This is a genomic window from Sphingomonas sp. Leaf9, assembly GCF_001421355.1.
Lineage (GTDB): Bacteria > Pseudomonadota > Alphaproteobacteria > Sphingomonadales > Sphingomonadaceae > Sphingomonas.
Map to the genome: position 1 here is coordinate 248,224 of NZ_LMKC01000005.1, position 20,229 is coordinate 268,452.

Sequence of the window (20,229 nt, forward strand, 5' to 3'; positions counted from 1 at the left end):
ATCGAAGCGTAGGAGCCGTCATGACCGATCCCCTGATGAACCTGTACAACCGTGCGCCGATCGCGGTGGATCGTGGTGAGGGCGTGTGGCTGATCGATACCGAGGGGCGGCGCTATATCGACTGCGTGGCCGGCATCGCCACCGACGCGCTGGGCCATGCCCATCCCGCGCTGGTCGCGGCGCTGACGCAGCAGGCGGGCAAGCTGTGGCACGTCTCCAACATCTTCCGCATTCCGGGGCAGGAGGCGCTGGCCCAGCGGCTGGTCGACGCCTCGTTCGCCGATTGCGTGTTCTTCGCCAACACCGGCACCGAAGCGGTCGAATGCGCGATCAAGACCGCGCGCCGCTATCATCATGTGAACGGCCAGCCGGAACGCATCGATATCGTCGGCTTTGCCGGGTCGTTCCACGGCCGCACCTATGCCGCGATCAACGCGTCGGGCAACGCCGGCTATATGGAGGGTTGCGGCCCGCGCCTGCCGGGCTTCGTCCAGCTGTCGATCGATGACGCCGCGGCGATCGAGGCCGCCATCGCCAGCCCGACCACCGCGGCGGTGATCGTCGAGCCGGTACAGGGCGAAGGCGGCGCGCGCGCCCTGTCGGGCGAATGGCTGCTCCGCCTGCGCGAACTGACGCGCCGGCACGGCGTGCTGCTGATCCATGACGAGGTGCAGAGCGGCATGGGCCGGACCGGCAGGCTGTTCGCGCACCAGTGGTTCGACGGCGCCGCGCCCGACATCATGGCGCTGGCCAAGGCGCTGGGTTCGGGCTTTCCGGTCGGTGCCTGCCTCGCCACGACCGAAGCGGCAAAGGGCATGACGCCCGGCGTCCACGGCACGACCTTCGGCGGCAATCCGCTGGCGATGGCGGTCGGCATCGCCGCGTTCGATACGATCGCGAACGAGGACACGCTCGCCCATGCCCGCGCCGCCAGCGCCGACTTCTTCGACCGGCTTGAAGGCTTGCGCAGCCGCTTCCCCGACGTGATCGCGGAGGTGCGTGGCAAGGGGCTGCTGATCGGGCTGAAGATGATCCCGAACAATCGCGAGTTCATGGGAATTGCACGCGACCACGGCATCCTGGTCGCGGGTGGCGGTGAGAATTGCGTGCGCCTGCTCCCGTCGCTGCTGATCTCGGCCGAGGAGGTTGCCGAGGCGGTCACCCGGCTGGAGGCGGCGTGCGTCGCGGCGCGTGGGCTGATGGCTGAGGCGGCATGAGCGTGCTGACCTCGACCTGCCCGGCGACCGGGGAGACGGTGTGGTCCGGCCCCGCCGCCACCGCGGCCGATGTCGACGCCACCGTTGCGCGCGCCCGCGCGTCGTTCCGCGACTGGCGGCGGACATCGGTCGCGGAACGGGTGGCCATCGCCCGCGCCTATGCCGCCGTGCTGAAGGCGCGCACCGCGACCCTCGCCGAATTGATCGCGCGTGAAACCGGCAAGCCGCTGTGGGAAACCACGCAGGAAGTCGGCACGATGGTCGGCAAGGTCGAGCTGTCGATCGCGGCCCAAGCCGAGCGCGCCGGGGAAAAGCGCAGCACGATGCCGTTCGGGGAATCGGTGCTGCGCCACCGCCCGCATGGCGTGATGGCGGTGCTGGGGCCGTACAACTTCCCCGGCCACCTGCCCAACGGCCATATCGTGCCCGCGCTGCTCGCCGGGAATACGGTGGCGTTCAAGCCGTCCGAACTGACCCCGGCGGTCGGCGCGGCGATGGCGGACGCCTGGGTCGAGGCAGGATTGCCGGAGGGCGTGCTACAGGTGGTGCAGGGCGCGCGCGAAACCGGCGCGGCGCTGGTCGCGGCGGATATCGACGGGCTGTTGTTCACCGGATCGGCGACGACCGGCGCGCATTTCCGCCGTGCCTTTGCCGAGCGGCCCGACGTGATCCTCGCGCTCGAACTGGGCGGCAACAACCCGCTGATCGCATGGGACGGCGACGTCACCGAAGTCGCTGCGCTGATCGTCCAATCGGCCTATATCACCACCGGACAACGCTGTTCGTGCGCCCGCCGGCTGATCCTGCCGACCGGCGCGTTCGGCGATGCGGTGGTCGAGGCGGTCGCCGCGCTGATCCCGCGCATTCCCATCGGCCGCTGGGACGAGAACCCCTATATCGGCCCGCTGATCTCCGACGCCGCCGCCGCAACGGCGCGCGGCCAGGTCGCCGCATTGGAGGATGCCGGTGCGCGCGCCATCGTGCCCTTCGGCGGGATCGCCGGGCGCAGCGCCGCCTTCGTCACGCCTGCGCTGCTCGACGTGACCGGCGTGACGGTGCCCGACGAGGAGATTTTTGCGCCGGTCCTGCAAGTCACTCGCGTCGCGGACTTCGATGCCGCCATCGCCGCCGCGAACGACACCCGCTTCGGCCTGTCCGCCGGGCTGCTGACCGGTGACGACGCGTTGTGGGACCGCTTCGTGCTCGACGCGCGCGCCGGGGTGGTCAATCGCAACCGCCCAACCACCGGTGCGGCGGGCGCGCAACCGTTCGGCGGGATCGGCGATTCGGGCAATCACCGCCCCAGCGCCTATTATGCCGCCGATTACTGTGCCTATCCGATGGCCAGCTTCGAGGCGGGCAGCGCGGCGGGCAATTGGGACCTGCTGAAGCCGGCATTGGGAGCCGGCGCGGCGTGACGATCGTCCTGCGGGCCGCCGGCGGGCACGACCTGTCGGCGCTCTACGATATGGCGCAAACCACCGGCGGCGGGTTCGTGAACCTGCCGCCGGACAGGGCCAAGCTCGGCGAGCGGCTGGCCGCCGCCGATGCCGCCTTTGCCCGCGACACCGATAGCTTCGGCGTCGACCGGTTCCTGTTCGTACTGGAAGACCTGGCGACGGAGGCGATCCACGGCACCTGCCAGATATTCTCGCATATCGGCACCGATGCGCCCTTCTACAGCTATCGCATCGACCGGCATGGCGCCGACCATGCGGTGCTGGGCCGGTCGGTCGATCACACCACCCTGACCATCTGCACCGACCATGCCGGGTGTAGCGAGGTCGGCGGGCTGTTCCTGCGCGCCGATGCCCGCGCGGGCGGCGCCGGCACGCTCCTCGCGCGCAGCCGTTATTTGTTCATCGCCATGCACCGCGCCCGCTTTGCCGACCGCACCATCGCCGAACTGCGCGGCGTGGTGGATGACGCAGGCGAAGCGCCGTTCTGGGACGGGATCGCCGCGCGCTTTTTCGGCATGGGCTTTGCCGCCGCCGATGCGTTCAATGCCGAGCATGGCACGCATGTGCTGGCCGGGCTGCTGCCGACCACGCCGGTCCTGCTGGCGATGCTGCCCGAACGCGCCCGCGCCGTGCTGGGCGTGCCGCATCCCACCGGTCGCCCGGCGCTGCGGCTGCTGGAGAAGGAGGGGTTTCGCCATGACGATTATGTCGACCTGTTCGACGGCGGCCCGACCGTGACCGCCGCGACCGACGACATCGCCACCATCCGCGCCGCGCGCACCGCGATCGTCCGCGCGGTGGAGCGGAACGACACCGCCACGCCCGTCATCGCCGCCGCCGGCCGCCTGGGCGATTTTCGCGCCTGTTTCGCGCAGGTCGCCGCGCGGGACGATGGCGTGGTGATCGATCCGCACGCCGCCCGCGCGCTGAACGTCGACATCGGCGACCCCATTACCCATGCCCCGCGCTGACCCTATCTGTCGTAAGGTATCCATGACCCAGTCCTTCACCGCCCCCGACGCGATCCGCACCCGCTTTTCCGAAGCCATGTCGGCGATGTACCGTGCCGAAGTGCCGCTGTACGGCGACCTGCTGTCGATCGTGGCAGAGGTGAATGCGCAGGTGCTGGCCGACCGTCCCGACCTGGCGGCGGAAATGGAATCGGCCGATGAGCTCGACCGGCTGGACGTCGAACGCCACGGCGCGATCCGGCTGGGCACCGCCGCCGAACTCACCATGATGCGCCGCGCCTTCGCGGTCATGGGGATGTTCCCGGTCGGCTATTACGACCTGTCGGTGGCGGGCGTGCCGGTCCATTCGACCGCGTTCCGCCCGATCGACGATGCAGCGCTTGCCGCCAATCCGTTCCGCGTCTTCACCTCGCTGCTGCGCCTCGAACTGATCGAGGACGCCGCCTTGCGTGCCGAGGCGGCGGCGATCCTGTCGAGCCGCCGGATCTTCACCGACGAAGCGATCCGCCTGATCGAACTGGACACGGCGCAGGGCGGGCTGGACGACGGCGATGCCGACCGCTTCGTGATGGCGCTGCTGGAGACGTTTCGCTGGCACGGCGATGCGCGGGTCGATGCCGCGACCTATGACCGGCTGCACGACGCGCACCGGCTGATCGCCGACGTCGTGTCGTTCCGGGGACCGCACATCAACCACCTGACCCCGCGCACGCTCGACATCGATGCAGCGCAAATCGCGATGCAGGCACGCGGCATTGATGCGAAGGCGGTGATCGAAGGACCGCCGCCGCGCGCCGTGCCGATCCTGCTGCGCCAGACCAGCTTCAAGGCGATCGAGGAGGACGTGACCTTTCCCGGCGACCAGCCCGGCCAGCACACCGCCCGCTTCGGCGAGATCGAACAGCGCGGCGCGGCGCTGACGCCCAAGGGCCGCGCGCTCTACGACCGGCTGCTGGCGACGGCGCGCGGGGACCAGGGATCGCAGGGACCCAGCTATGCCGAGCGGCTGGCCACCGCCTTTGCCGCCTTTCCCGACACGCTGGACGCCTTGCGCGAACAGGGGCTGGCCTATTTCCGCTACGACCTGACCGATTGCGGCCGGCGGCTGATCGCAACCGGGGTGCGGCCGGCGGGCGATATCGACGGGTGGCTGGCGGCGGGCTATGTCCGCGCGCTGCCGATCGTGTATGAGGATTTCCTGCCGGTCAGCGCGGCGGGCATCTTCCAATCCAACCTGGGCGGCACCGAACAGCGCAGCTATGCCGCGTCGGCGGCGCAGACCGCGTTCGAGGACGCGCTGGGCGACAAGGTGCAGGACGAACTGGCGCTCTATGCCGAAGCGGAGGCACGGTCGATGATGCAGGTGCAGGACGCGTTGCGCGGGGTGGCGGCGGCCTGATGGTCGTGGTCGCGAACCTGCTGCGCCGTCTGGACCAGGCGGGGTTCGCCGGCGATGCCGAGGACGGCATCGGCGCGCGGCAGGTCGCATCGACCGACAATTCGATCTATCAGGTCCGCCCGGCGGCGATCGTCTATCCGCGCACCGGCGACGATGTGACGCTGCTGGTCCGCACGCTGGCCGATACCGGCCTGTCGCTCACCCCGCGCGGCGGCAATACCGGGACCAACGGCCAGTCGCTGAACGACGGGATCATCGTCGATTTCGCGCGGCATATGCGTGGCATCGGCGCGTTCGACCCGGATACGAACACCGTGACGGTCGAACCGGGCGTGGTGCTGGACCAGCTCAACGCCTTCCTGAAACCGCATGGCCGCTTCTTTCCACCGATGGTGTCGACCGCCAGCCGCGCGACGATCGGCGGGATGGTTGCGACCGATGCGTCGGGCAAGGGATCGCGCCGCTGGGGCAAGACGTCGGACTATATCGTGGCACTGGACGTCACCCTGTCCGACAGCACGCCATGGCGCGCCGAGCCGATGACCCGCGCCGACGCCGAAGCGATCGCGGCGGGCAGCGGCATCGTCGCCGATATCCACCGCGAGGCGCTGCGCATCGTCACGGATCGCGCCGACGATATCGCCGCGACCTTTCCGGAAATGAACCGGGGCCTGACCGGCTACAACCTGCAAAAGACGTGGGACGCCGCCGCCGACCGCTTCTTCCTCGGGTTTCTGCTGGCCGGGTCGGAAGGCACGCTGGCGATCACCCGTTCGATCACGCTGCGGGTGGCGCATAAACCGAAGAAGCGCGCGCTGGCGGTCATCCGCTATGCCGCGTTCGACACCGCGATGCGCGACGTGCAGCGGCTGATCGCCGCCGATCCGGTCGCGGTCGAAATCCTCGACGACAAGGTGCTGGGCGTCGCGCGCAGCGATATCATCTGGGCGAGTGTCGAGGGGCTGCTGGGCGGGGCAAGCGACGCGCCCGTTGCCGCGATGAACTTCGTGGAATTCACCGCCGACGACGATGCGACGATCGACACCGGCCTTGCCGCACTCGCCGCGATCGGGCCGCAGGGTGACATGCGCATCGTCCGCGACGATGCCGCGATCGGCCAGCTATGGAGCTTACGCGAAAAATCGGTCGGGCTGCTCGCCCGACTGGGCGGTGCACGGCAGGGGATTCCCTTCGTCGAGGACACCGCCGTCCCGCCGGAAAAGCTCGCCGATTTCGTTGCCGAGTTCCGCGCACTGCTCGACGGCCATGGTCTCAACTATGGCATGTTCGGCCATGCCGATGTCGGCTGCCTGCACGTCCGCCCGTTCCTCGACCTGCGCGATCCCGCACAGGCGGCGCTGATCCGCCCGATCTCCGACGCCGTGGCGCAACTGACCAAATCCTATGGCGGGTTGCTGTGGGGCGAACATGGTCGCGGCTATCGCGGTGAGTTCTCGCCGTTGTTCTTCGGCAATCTCTACCCCGAATTGCAGGCGCTGAAGGCGGCGTTCGACCCGCACAACCGCCTCAACCCCGGCAAGCTCGCCGCCCCCGCCGGCCAGCCTATCGACCGGATCGACGGCGTGCCGTTGCGCGGTGAAGCCGACCGCCACATCGACGCAGTGCGCTCCAAGGAGTTCGACCGTGCGGTCGCGTGCAACGGCAACGGCGCGTGCTTCGCATGGGATTCGCTCGACGTGATGTGCCCGTCGTACAAGGCGACCCGCGACCGCGCGCAGTCACCCAAGGGCCGCGCCTCGCTGCTGCGCGCCTGGGCCCGGCTGGATTCGATCGCGCAACCTACGCCAGCGGAAGCCGCCGAGCGCGACGCGCTTGCAGCCGACACGCAAGCCTCGCTAGCGACCTGCCTGTCGTGCAAGGCGTGCACGACGCTGTGCCCAGTCAAGGTCGACGTGCCGACGATGAAGTCGCGCTTTGCCGAACGCTATTGGGCAAAACGCTCCCGCCCGCTCCGCCACCGCCTGATCGCGCAGATGGAATCGATGCTCGCCGCCGCGCGTGCGTTGCCGGGCATCGCCAACCGCCTCGCCGGCAGCGACCGGGCGCGGGCCATGCTGGAGCGGCGGCTGGGCTATGTCGACCTGCCCGCCTTCGCCGTCGCCGATCCCCGCACCCTGCCCCCGATCGTGTCGCCGGTCGCGATCAAGGCGCTGTCGCCGGAGACACGGGCGAACACGGTCGTGCTGGTCGAGGACAGCTTCACCGCCAGCTTCGACGGGCCGCTTGCCGCCGCCGCCGCGCGGGTGCTGACGGCGTGCGGTTACGACGTGCTGCGCCTGCCCCCGCGCAGCAACGGCAAGGTGCTGCACCTGCTGGGGATGCGCGACCGCTTCGCCGGCATCGCACACAAGCGGATGGCGGAGGTGCGTGCGCTCGCCGATCTGGGCGTACGGCTGGTCGGGCTGGATGCCGCCACCGCGCTGATGTTCACCCAGGAATTTGCCGAGATGACCGGCGACAGCGTGGACGTCGCCGGGCTGGAAACCGTGCTGGCCGACGCGGTTCGGGCCGGACGGGTGCCCGCGATCGCCGCCGCCCTGCCTCCGCAACGCCTGCTCGGCCACTGCACCGAACAGGCGCTGCGGCCACAGGCGCTGTCGCTGTGGGCGGAAACGCTGGCGGGCTTCGGTATCGCCGCGGCTCCGACGAAGACCGGCTGTTGCGGCATGGCCGGGCTGTTCGGGCATGAAGCGGCGCACCAGAAACTGTCGCGCGACATCTTTGCGCTCAGCTGGTCGCAGGTGACGCAGGACGACGCGATGCTCGCCACCGGCTTTTCCTGCCGCTGCCAGACGAAACGCCTGACCGGCCGCCGCCCGCTGCATCCAGTGGAGCTGATCGACCGGGTATTGGCGGGATAGGCCCCGCTACCGCCGCAACCGCGTCGCCAGCACCACCGCCGACGTCGTCCGCCCGATCCCCTCCAGCCGCCCGATCGCGTCGATCACGTCGTTCAGCCGTTCGAGGCTCGGCGCCTCGACCATCGCGATCAGGTCATATTCGCCGGCAATCGCATACAGCCCGGTCAGCTCGGGGATGGCGGCCAGCGCCTCGTTCGTCTCGACCAGCAATTTGGGCAGCGTCGTCATCATCACATGCGCGCGCACCATGCGCCGGTCATGCGCCTCGCCCAGCCGCACGGTATAGCCGTCGATCGTGCCGTCCTGCTCCATCCGCGCGATGCTGGCATAGACATGCGCGCGCGACACGTTCAGCGCATGGGCCAGTTCGGACACGGGCACGCGCGAATCCTGCCGCAGCAGCGCCAGCAACCGCGTGTCGAGTTCGCGCTTCGACGGGTTCGAACTATCGGCCGACATCCATTTCTCCCGCATAGATGGCGGTACGTGGGGCTTGGTCATCCGCCACGCTACCACGATACATGCCGTCGCTGTTCATCGCGAAGGCGATGCGTCCGCTACCGTCCATCGCGATCAGGCCGCCATCGCCGCCGATCTCGCCCACCTCGCCGATCGTGTCGCTGGCCGCCGCGCCGATATCCTGCCCCTTCCACTGCACCCGGTCGCAAATCTGGCGCGCGGCGACCTGCCGGATGAAGAATTCGCCGGCGCCGGTCGCCGACACCGCGCAGGTCTTGTCCATCGCATAGGTGCCCGCCCCGATGATCGGCGAATCGCCGATCCGGCCCCAGCGCTTGCCGGTCAGCCCGCCGGTCGAGGTCGCGGCGGCCAGATGCCCGCGCTGGTCGCGCGCCACTGCCCCCACCGTGCCGAAGCGGTGGGTCGGGTCGAGCGCGGCGTGATCCTCGTCACGCTTCCATTCCAGATATTCGCGCCAGCGCTTGTCGGTGCGGAAATAGGATGGATCGACCTGCTCCACCCCCTGTTCGCGCGCGAACTGGTCCGCGCCGGTGCCGGTCAACAGGACATGGCGGCTATGCTCCATCACCGCGCGCGCCAGCACGACGGGGTTCCTGGTCGCGCTCACCCCGGCGACGGCGCCGCCACGCAACGTCGCCCCGTCCATGATCGCGGCATCAAGCTGGTTCTTCCCCTCCGCATCGAACACCGCGCCGCGTCCGGCATTGAAGTTGGGATCGTCCTCCAGCACCTTGACCGCCGCCTGCACCGCATCGAGGCTGGAACCGCCCTTCGCCAGCACCGCCGACCCGGCGTTAAGCGCGGCGTTCAGCCCGGCGCGATAGGCGCGCTCCTGCTCGGGGGTCAGCGACCCCTTGGGGATCACCCCCGCCCCGCCATGGATCGCCAGCGACCAGTGGCCACCGGGCGGCAGCGGCGCGTCGATCAGCTTCCCCGCCACCACCTTCGCCGTGCCGGCAAATGCGGGCTTGGGCACCGTCATCCGGTTCAGGTCGATCGTCCCACCCGGCGCGATCCCGGTGACGCGGATGTCGCTCCAGTCGAGCGGCTTGCCCTTCACCAGCGCCGGCACCCCCTTGGGCTGGACCAGCCACGCATGGGTGTTCGCCGGCCCGCGATAGGTCGCCCGGCCATCGCCATCGACGCACAGCGCGCCCTTTTCATCCACGCCCAGCCCGATCGCAGTCGGATCGCCGGTTGCCCGCGCCTTCGCCACGAACGCGATCAGCCGCCCCAACCGGTCGCGCTGGTTGAAATGCGTATCGGTCACGACATGGGCCATGCGCGGCATGTGCAGGAAATCGCGCACCAGCGTCACCGCATCGCCCAGCGGGTCGGACAGCGCCTTGAACGAATCGATGCTGCCCCCGTCCGTCGCGCCATAGGCGGTGCCGCCCAGCACGGCGAGGCCGGCACTGGTCCCCGCGATCGGCTTGCCCGCCGCGACATGCGCGTCGAGCGCCTTTGCAACCGGCGTCCCCTGCCAGAAGCGGACATATTTCGCCTGGTCACCACCGGCCAGAAAGATGCCGTCGGCCTTCGCGATCGCCGCCAGCACGCGGGGGTCGGTCGATGCCGCGCGGTCGGTGAACAAGATGGTCGACACCGACTGGACGCCCGCCATCTCGGCAAACATCTCGCGCCCGCCCTCGCCATCGCCCGACGTGCGCAGGATCAGGATATGGCCATATCCCGCCTTCTTGGCGAACCATGCGAACGCTTGGCTGTCCCAGTCACCGCCGCCCATCAGCATCAGCCCCTGCGACGGTACGGCACGGCGGAGTTTGGCAGGGTCGCCGGTCACGAAAAAGCGCGCGCCCGCGACCGACTCCGCCACCTGCTGCGCCCACGCCATCGGAGCGGCCGATACAATTCCCCCGCATATCAACGCGATGCCCAAACCATAGTGTCGCAAGGCCACACTCCCCATCAAATTACCGCCACGCCGGATCAACATGACGTTTTTATATTTCAATATGTCAGAAGTCCATGGCATTATGATTGCGTATCGGGGCATGATCGGGGAGTATTATAATGCGGGGGAATGGGATCGCACGTTGGCTGGCGGGTACGGGGCTGGCAGGCACGGGCATGATGGCGATGGTGGGCAGCGCGCTGGCGCAGGACCTGCCGACGACCCCGCCGGGCGCGGACGCATCGGACGAAATCGTCGTGCTGGGATCGCGCATCCCCCGCGTGCAGAAGGAAGGCCCGGCACCGGTCACCGTCGTCACGTCCGAAGACATATTGAAGGGCGGTTTCCTCAGCGTCCCCGACGTGCTGCGCAGCCTGACCCAGAATAGCGGTGAGACGCAGGGCCAGCAGAGCGCCTCGGGCGCCAGCTTCAGCCCCGGCGCGCAACAGGTCGACCTGCGCGGCCTTGGTCCCAATCACACGCTGGTGCTGGTCAACGGGCGCCGCATCGCCGATTTCCCGCTGCCGTTTCAGGGCAACAGCAACTTCACCGATATCTCGAACATCCCCGTCGGCCTGATCGAACGGGTCGAGGTGCTGAGCGGCAGCGCGTCGGCCATCTACGGCTCCGACGCGATCGCCGGCGTCGTCAATTTCCAGCTGAAGACCAAGCCCGACGGCACCCGCATCGACCTGCGCTACAGCGACACCGAACATGGCGGTGGCGAAGCGTACCGGCTGATGGCGACGACCGGCTGGGAAACCGGCGGCTTCCACGGCGTCGCCGGCATCGAATTGCTGAACCAGCGCCCGCTGTGGCAGTATCAGCGCAAGCGGCAGGATTCGACGGCCGACAACCCCACCACCGCGACCCCGCTGGCGCAGCGCACCTTCCTGCGCGCGGACGAAGACGCGAACTATCTCGATCCGGGCCAGGCGACGTGCAGCGCCCTGTCGTCGCTCAACCAGGGCACGATCTACTACGCCAATCGTCGCCGCTACGGCCAGTTCTGCGGCAGCAATGAATCGGTCGCGTACGGCACGATGATTTCCGAGCGGAAGGCAGTCACCGCCTATAGCTCGATGGGCTATGACCTGGGCGGCGGCACCGAACTGTTCGCCGACCTGCAATTCAGCTATTCGAAGCTGAAGCTCTTCCGCCGCTTCAAGAGCTGGTACTATGTCTCGCCCGACGGCAATGAAGAGGGCACCTTCTTCAACCCCAACCTGTCCCCCGACGCGACCGACAGCGGGTTGCAACTCGACAACTGGACGCGCCAGTTCACGCCGGAGGAAATCGGCGGATTCCAAAACGGCATGACCCGTAATCGGTCGATCACCTTCAACATCACGCCCGGCATTCGCGGCCAGTTCGGCCGGAACGACAAGTGGAAATACGAGGTGTCGTTCAACCACGCGCAATACACCTCGCGCGTCACCTTCCCCGAAATCGTCATTTCCAAATCGAACGCGCTGTTCCTTGGGGCACAGCAGGGGGTCGATCCGGCCACCGGCTATGCGATCTTCAACGCCGATGTCCGCCGCCTCTACAAACCGCTGACGCCGGAGGAATATCGCTCGATTTCGGTCGATTCGCTCTACAAGCCGCGCTCGTGGACCGACACGCTGGCCGGATCGCTCAACACCACCGACCTGTTCCAGCTGCCCGCCGGCCCGGTCGGCTTCGCGTTCGTCGCGGAGGCCGGCAAGCAGGGCTACGACCTCAACCCCGATCCGCTGACGCTGACCAACTATTATGTCGGGCTGGTCGATTCGGACGGCAGCGGGTCGCGCAGCCGCTGGGGCCTCGGCTATGAATTCCGCGTGCCGGTGCTGTCGTTCCTGCAACTGAGCACTGCGGGCCGCTATGACAGCTTCCACATCGCCGGCAATAATTTCGGCCGCTTCACCTATAATATCGGCAGCGAAATCCGCCCGACCCGGCGGTTGTTGCTGCGCGCCGCCTATGGCACCGGCTTCCGCGCGCCCGACCTCAACTATGTGTTCCGGGGGCCGGGCAACACCCATCCCTCCGCCACCGACTATTATCTCTGCCGTGTCGAGGAGCCGAACGAGACGATCGGCGATTGCAGCTATTCCGACCAGACGATCATCGCCCGCAAGACCGGCAATCGCCAGCTGCAGCCCGAAACCTCGACCTCGCTCAACGCCGGGATCGTGTGGCAGCCGTCGAACCGCATCGACCTGTCGGTCGATTATTTCCGGGTGAAGATGAAGGATCAGGTGCGCGACATCAGCATCGATTCGGTGCTGCGCGACGAATCACGCTGCCGCACCGGCGGCGGGGCCGATGCGTCGTCGCCGACCTGCCGCGACGCGCTCGCCCGCGTGATCCGCTATACCAGCGGGGCGCTTGCCGGACAGCTACAGGCGGTGGCGGTCAATCCGATCAACGTCGCGGAGGAGACCACCGACGGCATCGACATCGCCGCCAATTTCCGCCTGCCGACCGCCGCGATCGGCGAATTCGCGCTGTCGGGCGGCTATACCTATGTGTTCAACCACACCGTGCGGCAGTATCCGGGCGACCCGATCATCAACAAGTTCGCACTCGACAGCAATTTCGACATCCCGCGCGAAAAGGGCACCGCCAGCCTGACGTGGAGCCTCGCCGATTTCTCGACCACGCTCACCGGCCTGCGGCTGGGCAAGCTGCCCAATTACGATCAGGACGCCTTCATCCGGGCCAGCTACCTGTTCAACCTGTCGGCACGCTACGACATCAACGAACGCCTGCGCCTGACCGGGACCGTCACCAACCTGTTCGACCAGGGCCCGGTGCGCGACCCGACCTATGCGTCCTATCCCTATTACGACATCTCGTGGTTCGACGCGATCGGCCGCAGCTATGCGGTGCAGCTGACGTGGAAGATGGGCGGCAAGCCGCTGTAAGGGACACGTCCCCCTTCATCGTCACCCCGGACTTGATCCGGGGTCCCGCTGCTTCTTTCTGGAGGAAAGAGCGGGACCCCGGATGCAAAGCTCACGCCTCCGCCCCCGCCTCCTCCAGCAACCACTGCCGGAACCGGTCGAACAACGGACTGTGGCTGCTGCTGCGCGGCCATACCAGGTAATAGGCTTCCGACGCGCTCAGCGTTACGTCGAGCGGCGTCACCAGCGCGCCCGATTCCAGCTCCGGCCGGATCAGGAACGACGGAATCAGCGCCACCCCCATCCCCGCCGCCGCGGCATGGGCCAGCATCAGGAAATGTTCGTACACCGGCCCCTCGCCGATCGCCGCATCGGCCAAACCGGCGGCGGCAAACCAGCGTCCCCACGCATCGGGCCGCGCCTCCAGCGACAATAACGGATGCGCCAGCAGGTCGGCGGGCGTCGCCACCGGGTTGCGCGCCAGCCAGTCGGGCGAACACACCGCCACCACATCCTCATGGAACAGCAGCGCATGGTCCGCCCCCGCCCAGTCGGGCAGCCCGAAATGGATCGCCGCGTCGAACCGCTCCTCGGCGAAATCGAACGGATAGGACCTTGCGGCGAAATTGACGAGCAGCTCCGGATGCCGCGCGGTCAGCCCCGGCAGGCGCGGCGCCAGCCACCGCATCCCGAAACTGGGCAAGGTCGCGATGGTGAGCGCGCGATCGGCCACCGGGGTCAGCAACCGCCGCGTCGCGCTGCGCAGCTTCTCGACCGCCGGCCCCACCGCCTCGGCATAGGCCAGCGCCGCCGGGGTCGGCGTCACCCGCCGCCCGCGCCGTTCGAACAACGGCACGCCCAACCAGTCCTCCAGCAGCGCGATCTGCCGGCTGATCGCGCTCTGCGTCAGCGCCATCCGCTTGGCCGCGCGCGAAAAGCTGCTGGTCTCCACCGCTGCCAGGAAACTGGCGAGCGCGGGGAGGGGCGGGAGTTCGCGGCGGTGAACGTCGTGATGATCGTTGGGCATGAAGGATGGGCCGATTGCAGTGGTGCGTTCGGCGTCAACGCTGGCACCGCCCGCCGGTGACGGCAAGCGGATCATGCCAACCGCGCATCAACGCGATATCCTGGCCATCACCAAATCCGTTCGGTTCGAGCAACTTCGAGCCTGTCGAGAAGCGTCCGTCGAGAACCCGGCAGTTTGGGGCACCGTCTTCTCGACAGGCTCGAAGCAAACGGGAGGGGGTAGGCAGGGAATGCGCGGGCCTACCCCGCCAGCACCACCGACCCCACCTCGATCACCGGCACTTCCCACGGATGCGCTGCGACGATCGCCGCCAGTTCCGCCGCGATATCCGCGCCCTCGGCGGCATAGCTCTTGACCACCACGGTCGGCACCACCGCCGGCTCACCCGCACGCCCGGTCGTCGGCACCGCGTCGGCCTGCGGCACGAAGCTCTCCAGCCCGAAGCCAAGTTCGAACACCCCGCGATACGGCCCGATCGCGCCCAGCACATCGCTGCCCCGGATCACGCCGACCACGGCGGACAGCAGCGCATCGTCGGCCAGCGCCGCCGCCTCGCCCGCCTGCAACCGCGCCAGCACGTTCGCCGACACCGGGCAGTGCACCCGCACGACCTGCATCGGCGTCACAGCAGCAGCCAGTCGTTGCGGGTCCGCTTGACCTCGCCACCACCCTGCCGCCGCGCCAGTTCGGTTTCGGCGGTGAAGCGCACATCCTCGTCGCGATCGGTCAGGAACCCGTCGAGCGAATCGTCGTCGATCTCGGTCCATGCCCGCCCGCGATCGGGGCCATAGCGCACGCGCGGCAGCAATCCGGGCTGGCGCGACCAGTCGAGCAGCTGCGCGATCGACGCCTCGTTCAGCATGTCGCGCAGGTGGAATGCGGTCACATAGGCATCGGGAAACGCGCGGTGCGCCGGCAGGCCGCGCTCATGCTCCATCCCGTAGGGCTTGCGCCAGTAGCGCAGCATCTGGTTGGAAAAGCCCGGCGAATCCGGCCACAACCGCATCGCGCACTTCCACGTGCAAATCCAGTCGGCGCCATGCGTCAGCTGCGCGGTACAGAATTTCTGTTCGAAATCCGCGCGATGCGCCGCGAGCGCAATGCGCCGCGGATAGGGGTCCAGCACGCGCCGGGCGATATCCTGCCAGAACGGCGCATCGGCGACCTGTTCGTCGAGGATGTGGTGCACCGCCTGCGTCACCGGCGGAATCGGGCGGCCGGGATTGACGAAATGCTGCCCGCCCTCGCCCGACAATTCCCAGCGCCCGTCCTCGCCCAGCGCCACGTCCTGCCAGCCGACCTCGCACACGCCATGCACCGGCGGGGCCTGCCCCGTGGTTTCGAGGTCGACGACACGGATGATCTGCGCTTGGGCCATAGGCTCCAGATGGCGCGTCCGGGCCGGAAAAGCCACCCCGGTGGGACGAAGCACCCTCACCCTTCCGCGGCTACGCCGCTCCCTCCCTCTCCCCACGGGAGAGGGAAGCGGCCCGCCCGGCGCAGCCGGGTGGGAAGGGTGAGGGCGAGCGCCCTACCCCCGCGCCACGCCCGAAGCCGCCAACTGCGCATCCACCGCCGCCAGCAACCGCGCCAACCCCGCCTCGTCACGCGCTTCGGCCCGCGCGGTCAGCACGTCCTGCGTATTCGACGCGCGCAACAGCCACCAGCCATCCGCCGTCGTCACCCGTGCGCCGTCGGTCGTGTTGACGTCGGCCCCCGCCGCCGCCAATCGCGCCAGCACTTCGTCGATCACCGCGAACTTGCGCTCTTCGCTGACCCGGAACCGCAACTCCGGCGTATTCACCATCTCCGGCATGGCATCGTGCAGCTCGCTCAGCGACCGCCCGCTCAAATGGATCGCCCGGATCAGCCGCACCGCGCCGTAGGGCGCATCGTCGAAGCCGTATTCGTCGCCCCCGAAAAAGATATGGCCCGACATTTCGGCGGCCAGCGGCGCGCCGGTTTCGTGCATCTTGGTCTTCATCGGGCTGTGCCCGGTCTTCCACATCAGTGGCGTGCCGCCCAATTCGGCGATGCGATCGAACAGCGCCTGGCTGGCCTTCACATCGGCGATGATCGTCGCGCCCGGCGTTTCCTTCAGTGCCGGTTCGGCAAGGATCGCGAGCAGCTGGTCGCCCCACAGCACCCGTCCCTGCCCGTCGACCGCGCCGATCCGGTCGCCATCGCCATCGAAAGCCAGTCCGAAATCGAGCTGCTTCTCGGCGACAAGCCGTTGCAGATCGACCAGATTTTCGACTTCGGTAGGATCGGGATGGTGGTTCGGAAAATGCCCGTCGACGTTCGTAAACAGCAGGTGATGCTCGCCCGGCAACAGCTGGACCAGCCGCTCGATCACCGGCCCGGCCGCGCCGTTGCCGGCATCCCAGCCGATGCGATAGCTGCCCCCGGCATAGCCCGCGATCAGCCGGCCGACATAGGTGTCGGTGAAATCATGGTCCGAAACGGAGCCGTCCCCGTCGTCCCATTCGCCCGCCGCCGCCATGGCGCCGATCCGCTGGATATCGGCCCCGAAGAACGGACGCCGCTGCATCACCATCTTGAAGCCGTTATACTCGGCGGGATTATGGCTGCCGGTTATCTGTATGCCGCCATCGACCTCCAGCACCGCTTCTGCATGATATAGCATCGGCGTCGGCGCCAGCCCGATGCGAACCACATCGACGCCGCTCTGCGTCAGCCCCTCGACCAGCGCCACTTCCAGTTCGGGCGACGACAGCCGTCCGTCGCGGCTGACCACCACCCGCGTACCGCCCGCGCGGCGCAGCAGCGTGGCGAAACACCGCCCGATCGCCCGCGCATCGTCCACGCCCAACGTCCGCCCGACGATGCCGCGAATATCGTACTCGCGCAGCGAACTTGCGTGGAAATTGTGGGACATAGGCGACATCCTGTCGATTGCGGGGCCGGCGACCTTATGCCCAAGCGGCCGGGCTGAGTAGGGTCGTCTTTTTGGAAAAGATCAGTGCCGAAGCCGCCCCAGCAGCACGTCGCGCGCGGCATTGATCCGCCGCGCCAGATCGGCCGAGCCGCCGCGATCGGGATGCACCGCCTGCATCAACCGCCGGTGCGCCGCGCGAATCTCCGGCGCCTTCGCCCCTGCCCCGACGCCCAGGATCGCCCGCGCCTCCGCCTCGCTGCCGACCTTTTTCGGCTTGGCGCGCTGCCACAGCCAGAACGCGATCAGCAGCGACAGGATCAGGACCAGCTTGACCATGGGTTCGTCAGACGACGAGCGACGAACCGGCCGGTTCGGGCAGCTGCAATCCGCCCATCATCTCGCGCAGCTCCTGCCGCGCGGCGACATGCGCCAGCCCCATTTCGCCGAATTCGTTGCGGTCGAGCATGGTCAGGCCCGAGGGAAACAGCTCGCGATAGATCACACGTTCGGACAGGCCCGGCGTGACGCGAAACCCGACCCGCTTCGACAGCGAATTGATCGCCTCCGACACGCGGCGCATGTTGCGCGCCTCGATATGCTGCAACCGGTTGCGCAGCACGACCCAGTCGATCGTCGACCCGTCGATCTTCGCGCGGTGCTTGCGCGTTTCCCAGATCAGTTCGGAATAGAAGCTGGGCCGCGTCACCTTGAACGTATCCGGGTCGACCTGCCCGATCAGGTCGAAATCGACGAAGCTGTCGTTCATCGGCGTGACCAGCGTGTCGGCGTTCGTCACCGCGATCCGCGCGAAGCGATCGTCGCGGCCCGGCGTGTCGATGACCATATATTCGGCCTGCTCGCCCAACCGCCCCAGACAGTCGTTGAACCACGCCATGCTTTCGCCGTCATGGGTTTCATAGACCGGCATGGGCAGGTTGCGACCGGTGCGCTTGATCGTCTCGGCACGATTGTCGAGATAGCGCCCCAGCGTCCGCTGACGATGGTCAAGGTCGAAACAGGCGACACGCGCGCCCTTTGCGGCCAGCGCGATGGCGACGTGTACCGCCGTCGTCGACTTGCCGGTGCCGCCCTTTTCATTGGCGAACACGATGACGTGCAATCGATCCGAAGCTTCGTCCAAAGCGCACTAACCCAAGCTTGTTGATCCGCGGCGGCTTGCCCCATAGAAGCCGCCTCCCCCGTCCATATCGAAGGGCCATCGGCCGTGCAAATTATCCGTCGACTGGAGGCGCTTCGCGAGGCCCTCGCCGCCTATGCCGCAGCGGACGAGGCCGTGGCGCTGGTGCCGACCATGGGCGCACTCCACGCCGGGCACATGGCGCTGGTCGATGCCGCCCGCCGCCTTGCCCCGCGCGTCGTCGTCTCGATCTTCGTGAACCCGAAGCAGTTCGGCCCGAACGAGGACCTCGCCCGCTATCCCCGGCGGGAGGCGACCGATGCGCAGATGCTGACCGAGGCCGGCGTCGACATCCTGTGGGCGCCCGAGCTGGAGGAGATGTACCCCACGGGCTTCGCCACGAACGTTAGCGTGGCCGGCGTCAGCGAGGTGCTGGACGGTGCCCACCGCCCCGGCCATTTCGATGGTGTGGCGACCGTCGTCGCGAAGCTGTTCGGGCAGGTCCGTCCGGCCGTCGCGCTGTTCGGTGAAAAGGATTTCCAGCAGCTGGCCGTCGTCCGCCGGATGACCGCCGACCTCGACCTGGGCGTGGAGATCGTCGGCGTGCCGACCCAGCGCGAGGATGACGGCCTCGCCCTCTCCTCGCGCAACATCTATCTCGACGATGACGAACGCGCCCGCGCCGTCACCCTGCCGCGCGCGATGGGCGTCGCCAAACGCGCGATCGAGCGCGGCGACGATGTGGCGACCGCGCTGTCCGCCGCCATCGCGACGCTGGCCCGCGCGGGCTTCGACCCCGACTATGTGACGCTGGTCGACGCCGACACGCTGCGCGATCCCGTCCGCGGCCAGCCCGCCCGCCTGCTTGCCGCCGCCCGGATCGGCACCACGCGGCTGATCGACAATATCGCGGTGGATTTCGCATGACCGTGCCGTCGCCCCGGCGCAGGCCGGGGTGACGGTTCGGGCAGGATCACATCCGCGCCAGCATCCACACCGCCATCGCCACCATCAGCACATTCTCCAGCAGCGACACGAACCCCAGCGGGACATTGCTATTCCCGCCGACGCACGCGCATTTCAGCGAACGCCGCTCGATATAGACCGCCTTCACCACCGACACCGCGCCGATCGACCCGATCACCAGTGCCACGGGGATCGCGATCCACAGCAGTGCCCCGGCGATCATCAACACCCCCGCCAGCCCCTCGGCCCACGGATAGACCCACGCATAGCGCACCACCCGCTGCGCCAGCAGGTCATAGTTCAGGAACCCATTGGCGAAGCCGTCAATGTCGCGCAGTTTCTGCAGCGATAACAGGCACATGGCTATGCCGACAAACCACTCGCCCGCCCGCATCGTGAACACGTCGCCGAACGCCGAAAAGCTCGCCGCCCCGGCAATCGCCGCCGCCATGCCGAAAATCGCCGCGACCGGGGCATAGGTCGTCGCCTTGGGATCGCGGACCTTCAGTCCCAGGAACCGGCGCAGATCGTCATGCCCGCCGATCCGCTCGCCATCGACAAACGTCTGCGGCGTGGTCTTCACGCCGTGTTCGGCCTTGAAGGCATCGACCGCTTCGCGCGTCGTCAGGTGCCGGTCGTCAACCGTGTAGCCATGCCGCTGCAACAGGTCGAGCGCCCGCCGTCCGAACGGACAGACATGATCGGGCATCACCATGCGGTACAGGGTAGCGGTCTTCGCCATGCGTCCTCCTTGCCCTCGGCATATGGGATACGCACGCCGGGCCGGAACCCCGCAGGAGCGCCTTTCCTACAGCGCGCCCACCTGTCAGGCTCCGGCGGTTCTTTGACAGGGCCGACACCACATCCGCGTCACCCCGGACTTGATCCGGGGTCCCGCTTCTCGTCGACGGCAGAAAAAAGCAGGCCCCCGGGTCAGGCCCGGCATGACGGACATAAAACGCCACGAGTGTGAACTTTGTGAAC

The 20,229-nt window shown here is 68.0% G+C and carries 16 protein-coding genes; 7 read left to right on the plus strand and 9 right to left on the minus strand.

Annotated elements, in window-relative coordinates:
- Positions 1–20: 20 nt before the first annotated feature.
- Genes ASE58_RS14925 through ASE58_RS14945 form a run of 5 tightly spaced genes read left to right on the plus strand, consistent with a single transcriptional unit; the run spans position 21 to position 7,929 of the window.
- A complete protein-coding gene (locus ASE58_RS14925) occupies positions 21–1,217 on the plus strand; it encodes an aspartate aminotransferase family protein (RefSeq protein ID WP_055822975.1) in 1,197 nt (398 codons plus the stop codon).
- Complete coding sequence (astD, locus tag ASE58_RS14930; protein ID WP_055822977.1) at positions 1,214–2,635, plus strand: succinylglutamate-semialdehyde dehydrogenase; 1,422 nt, start codon at positions 1,214–1,216, stop codon at positions 2,633–2,635. Before ASE58_RS14925 ends, astD begins: the two co-directional genes overlap by 4 nt.
- On the plus strand, positions 2,632–3,648 hold the full coding sequence (locus ASE58_RS14935) for an arginine N-succinyltransferase (protein WP_055822979.1): 1,017 nt from the start codon (positions 2,632–2,634) through the stop codon (positions 3,646–3,648). The genes astD and ASE58_RS14935 overlap by 4 nt, the downstream gene beginning before the upstream one ends.
- Before the next feature lie 22 nt (positions 3,649–3,670).
- Positions 3,671–5,047 carry a 2-oxoadipate dioxygenase/decarboxylase HglS gene (gene hglS, locus ASE58_RS14940; RefSeq protein ID WP_055822981.1) on the plus strand — a complete coding sequence of 459 codons (1,377 nt, stop codon included), beginning with the start codon at positions 3,671–3,673 and terminating at the stop codon, positions 5,045–5,047.
- On the plus strand, positions 5,047–7,929 hold the full coding sequence (locus ASE58_RS14945) for an FAD-binding and (Fe-S)-binding domain-containing protein (protein WP_055822985.1): 2,883 nt from the start codon (positions 5,047–5,049) through the stop codon (positions 7,927–7,929). The genes hglS and ASE58_RS14945 overlap by 1 nt, the downstream gene beginning before the upstream one ends.
- Positions 7,930–7,935: 6 nt before the next feature.
- On the opposite strand, the gene ASE58_RS14950 is transcribed toward ASE58_RS14945, so the two are convergent.
- Complete coding sequence (locus tag ASE58_RS14950; RefSeq protein ID WP_055822988.1) at positions 7,936–8,388, minus strand: Lrp/AsnC family transcriptional regulator; 453 nt, start codon at positions 8,386–8,388, stop codon at positions 7,936–7,938.
- Complete coding sequence (locus ASE58_RS17600) at positions 8,375–10,264, minus strand: isoaspartyl peptidase/L-asparaginase (protein WP_235513640.1); 1,890 nt, start codon at positions 10,262–10,264, stop codon at positions 8,375–8,377. Before ASE58_RS17600 ends, ASE58_RS14950 begins: the two co-directional genes overlap by 14 nt.
- A 236-nt stretch (positions 10,265–10,500) precedes the next feature.
- Between ASE58_RS17600 and ASE58_RS14960 the strand changes: the two genes are divergently transcribed.
- Positions 10,501–13,236 carry a TonB-dependent receptor plug domain-containing protein gene (locus tag ASE58_RS14960; protein WP_200909379.1) on the plus strand — a complete coding sequence of 912 codons (2,736 nt, stop codon included), beginning with the start codon at positions 10,501–10,503 and terminating at the stop codon, positions 13,234–13,236.
- Positions 13,237–13,327: 91 nt separating this feature from the next.
- Here ASE58_RS14960 and ASE58_RS14965 read toward each other — a convergent pair whose 3' ends face one another.
- The 6 genes from ASE58_RS14965 to ASE58_RS14990 all read right to left on the minus strand — a co-directional run bounded on the left by ASE58_RS14965 (position 13,328) and on the right by ASE58_RS14990 (position 18,282).
- The gene (locus ASE58_RS14965; RefSeq protein WP_055823571.1) at positions 13,328–14,242 is read right to left on the minus strand and encodes a LysR substrate-binding domain-containing protein; all 915 of its coding nucleotides are present in this window, start codon (positions 14,240–14,242) and stop codon (positions 13,328–13,330) included.
- A 239-nt stretch (positions 14,243–14,481) separates the two neighbouring features.
- Complete coding sequence (locus ASE58_RS14970) at positions 14,482–14,859, minus strand: hypothetical protein (RefSeq protein ID WP_443024676.1); 378 nt, start codon at positions 14,857–14,859, stop codon at positions 14,482–14,484.
- A 5-nt stretch (positions 14,860–14,864) separates the two neighbouring features.
- Positions 14,865–15,620 carry an exonuclease domain-containing protein gene (locus tag ASE58_RS14975; protein ID WP_055822998.1) on the minus strand — a complete coding sequence of 252 codons (756 nt, stop codon included), beginning with the start codon at positions 15,618–15,620 and terminating at the stop codon, positions 14,865–14,867.
- Between the two features lie 153 nt (positions 15,621–15,773).
- Positions 15,774–17,141: a phosphoglucomutase/phosphomannomutase PgmG gene (pgmG, locus tag ASE58_RS14980; RefSeq protein ID WP_055823001.1), complete on the minus strand. Its 1,368-nt coding sequence runs from the start codon at positions 17,139–17,141 to the stop codon at positions 15,774–15,776.
- A gap of 81 nt (positions 17,142–17,222) precedes the next feature.
- Entirely contained in the window at positions 17,223–17,477 is a 255-nt protein-coding gene (locus ASE58_RS14985; protein ID WP_055762381.1) for a J domain-containing protein, read from the minus strand.
- Between the two features lie 7 nt (positions 17,478–17,484).
- Positions 17,485–18,282 (minus strand): division plane positioning ATPase MipZ, encoded by a 798-nt coding sequence (locus ASE58_RS14990; RefSeq protein WP_055762386.1) that lies wholly within the window; start codon positions 18,280–18,282, stop codon positions 17,485–17,487.
- A gap of 84 nt (positions 18,283–18,366) precedes the next feature.
- Here ASE58_RS14990 and panC point away from each other — a divergent pair, with 84 nt between their 5' ends.
- Positions 18,367–19,206, plus strand: a complete 840-nt coding sequence (panC, locus tag ASE58_RS14995; protein ID WP_055823005.1) for a pantoate--beta-alanine ligase — start codon at positions 18,367–18,369, stop codon at positions 19,204–19,206.
- Positions 19,207–19,252: 46 nt separating this feature from the next.
- On the opposite strand, the gene ASE58_RS15000 is transcribed toward panC, so the two are convergent.
- Positions 19,253–19,987: a MauE/DoxX family redox-associated membrane protein gene (locus ASE58_RS15000; protein ID WP_055823008.1), complete on the minus strand. Its 735-nt coding sequence runs from the start codon at positions 19,985–19,987 to the stop codon at positions 19,253–19,255.
- Positions 19,988–20,229 lie beyond the last annotated feature (242 nt).

Bases quoted from the DNA above. Each gene is read 5' to 3' on its own strand.
- ASE58_RS14925 (WP_055822975.1), top strand. From the start codon at position 21: ATGACCGATCCCCTGATGAACCTGTACAACCGTGCGCCGATCGCGGTG.
- astD (WP_055822977.1), top strand. From the start codon at position 1,214: ATGAGCGTGCTGACCTCGACCTGCCCGGCGACCGGGGAGACGGTGTGG.
- hglS (WP_055822981.1), top strand. From the start codon at position 3,671: ATGACCCAGTCCTTCACCGCCCCCGACGCGATCCGCACCCGCTTTTCC.
- ASE58_RS14945 (WP_055822985.1), top strand. From the start codon at position 5,047: ATGGTCGTGGTCGCGAACCTGCTGCGCCGTCTGGACCAGGCGGGGTTC.
- ASE58_RS14950 (WP_055822988.1), bottom strand. From the start codon at position 8,388: ATGTCGGCCGATAGTTCGAACCCGTCGAAGCGCGAACTCGACACGCGG.
- ASE58_RS17600 (WP_235513640.1), bottom strand. From the start codon at position 10,264: ATGGCGTGGGCGCAGCAGGTGGCGGAGTCGGTCGCGGGCGCGCGCTTT.
- ASE58_RS14960 (WP_200909379.1), top strand. From the start codon at position 10,501: ATGATGGCGATGGTGGGCAGCGCGCTGGCGCAGGACCTGCCGACGACC.
- ASE58_RS14965 (WP_055823571.1), bottom strand. From the start codon at position 14,242: ATGCCCAACGATCATCACGACGTTCACCGCCGCGAACTCCCGCCCCTC.
- ASE58_RS14970 (WP_443024676.1), bottom strand. From the start codon at position 14,859: ATGCAGGTCGTGCGGGTGCACTGCCCGGTGTCGGCGAACGTGCTGGCG.
- ASE58_RS14975 (WP_055822998.1), bottom strand. From the start codon at position 15,620: ATGGCCCAAGCGCAGATCATCCGTGTCGTCGACCTCGAAACCACGGGG.
- pgmG (WP_055823001.1), bottom strand. From the start codon at position 17,141: ATGTCCCACAATTTCCACGCAAGTTCGCTGCGCGAGTACGATATTCGC.
- ASE58_RS14985 (WP_055762381.1), bottom strand. From the start codon at position 17,477: ATGGTCAAGCTGGTCCTGATCCTGTCGCTGCTGATCGCGTTCTGGCTG.
- ASE58_RS15000 (WP_055823008.1), bottom strand. From the start codon at position 19,987: ATGGCGAAGACCGCTACCCTGTACCGCATGGTGATGCCCGATCATGTC.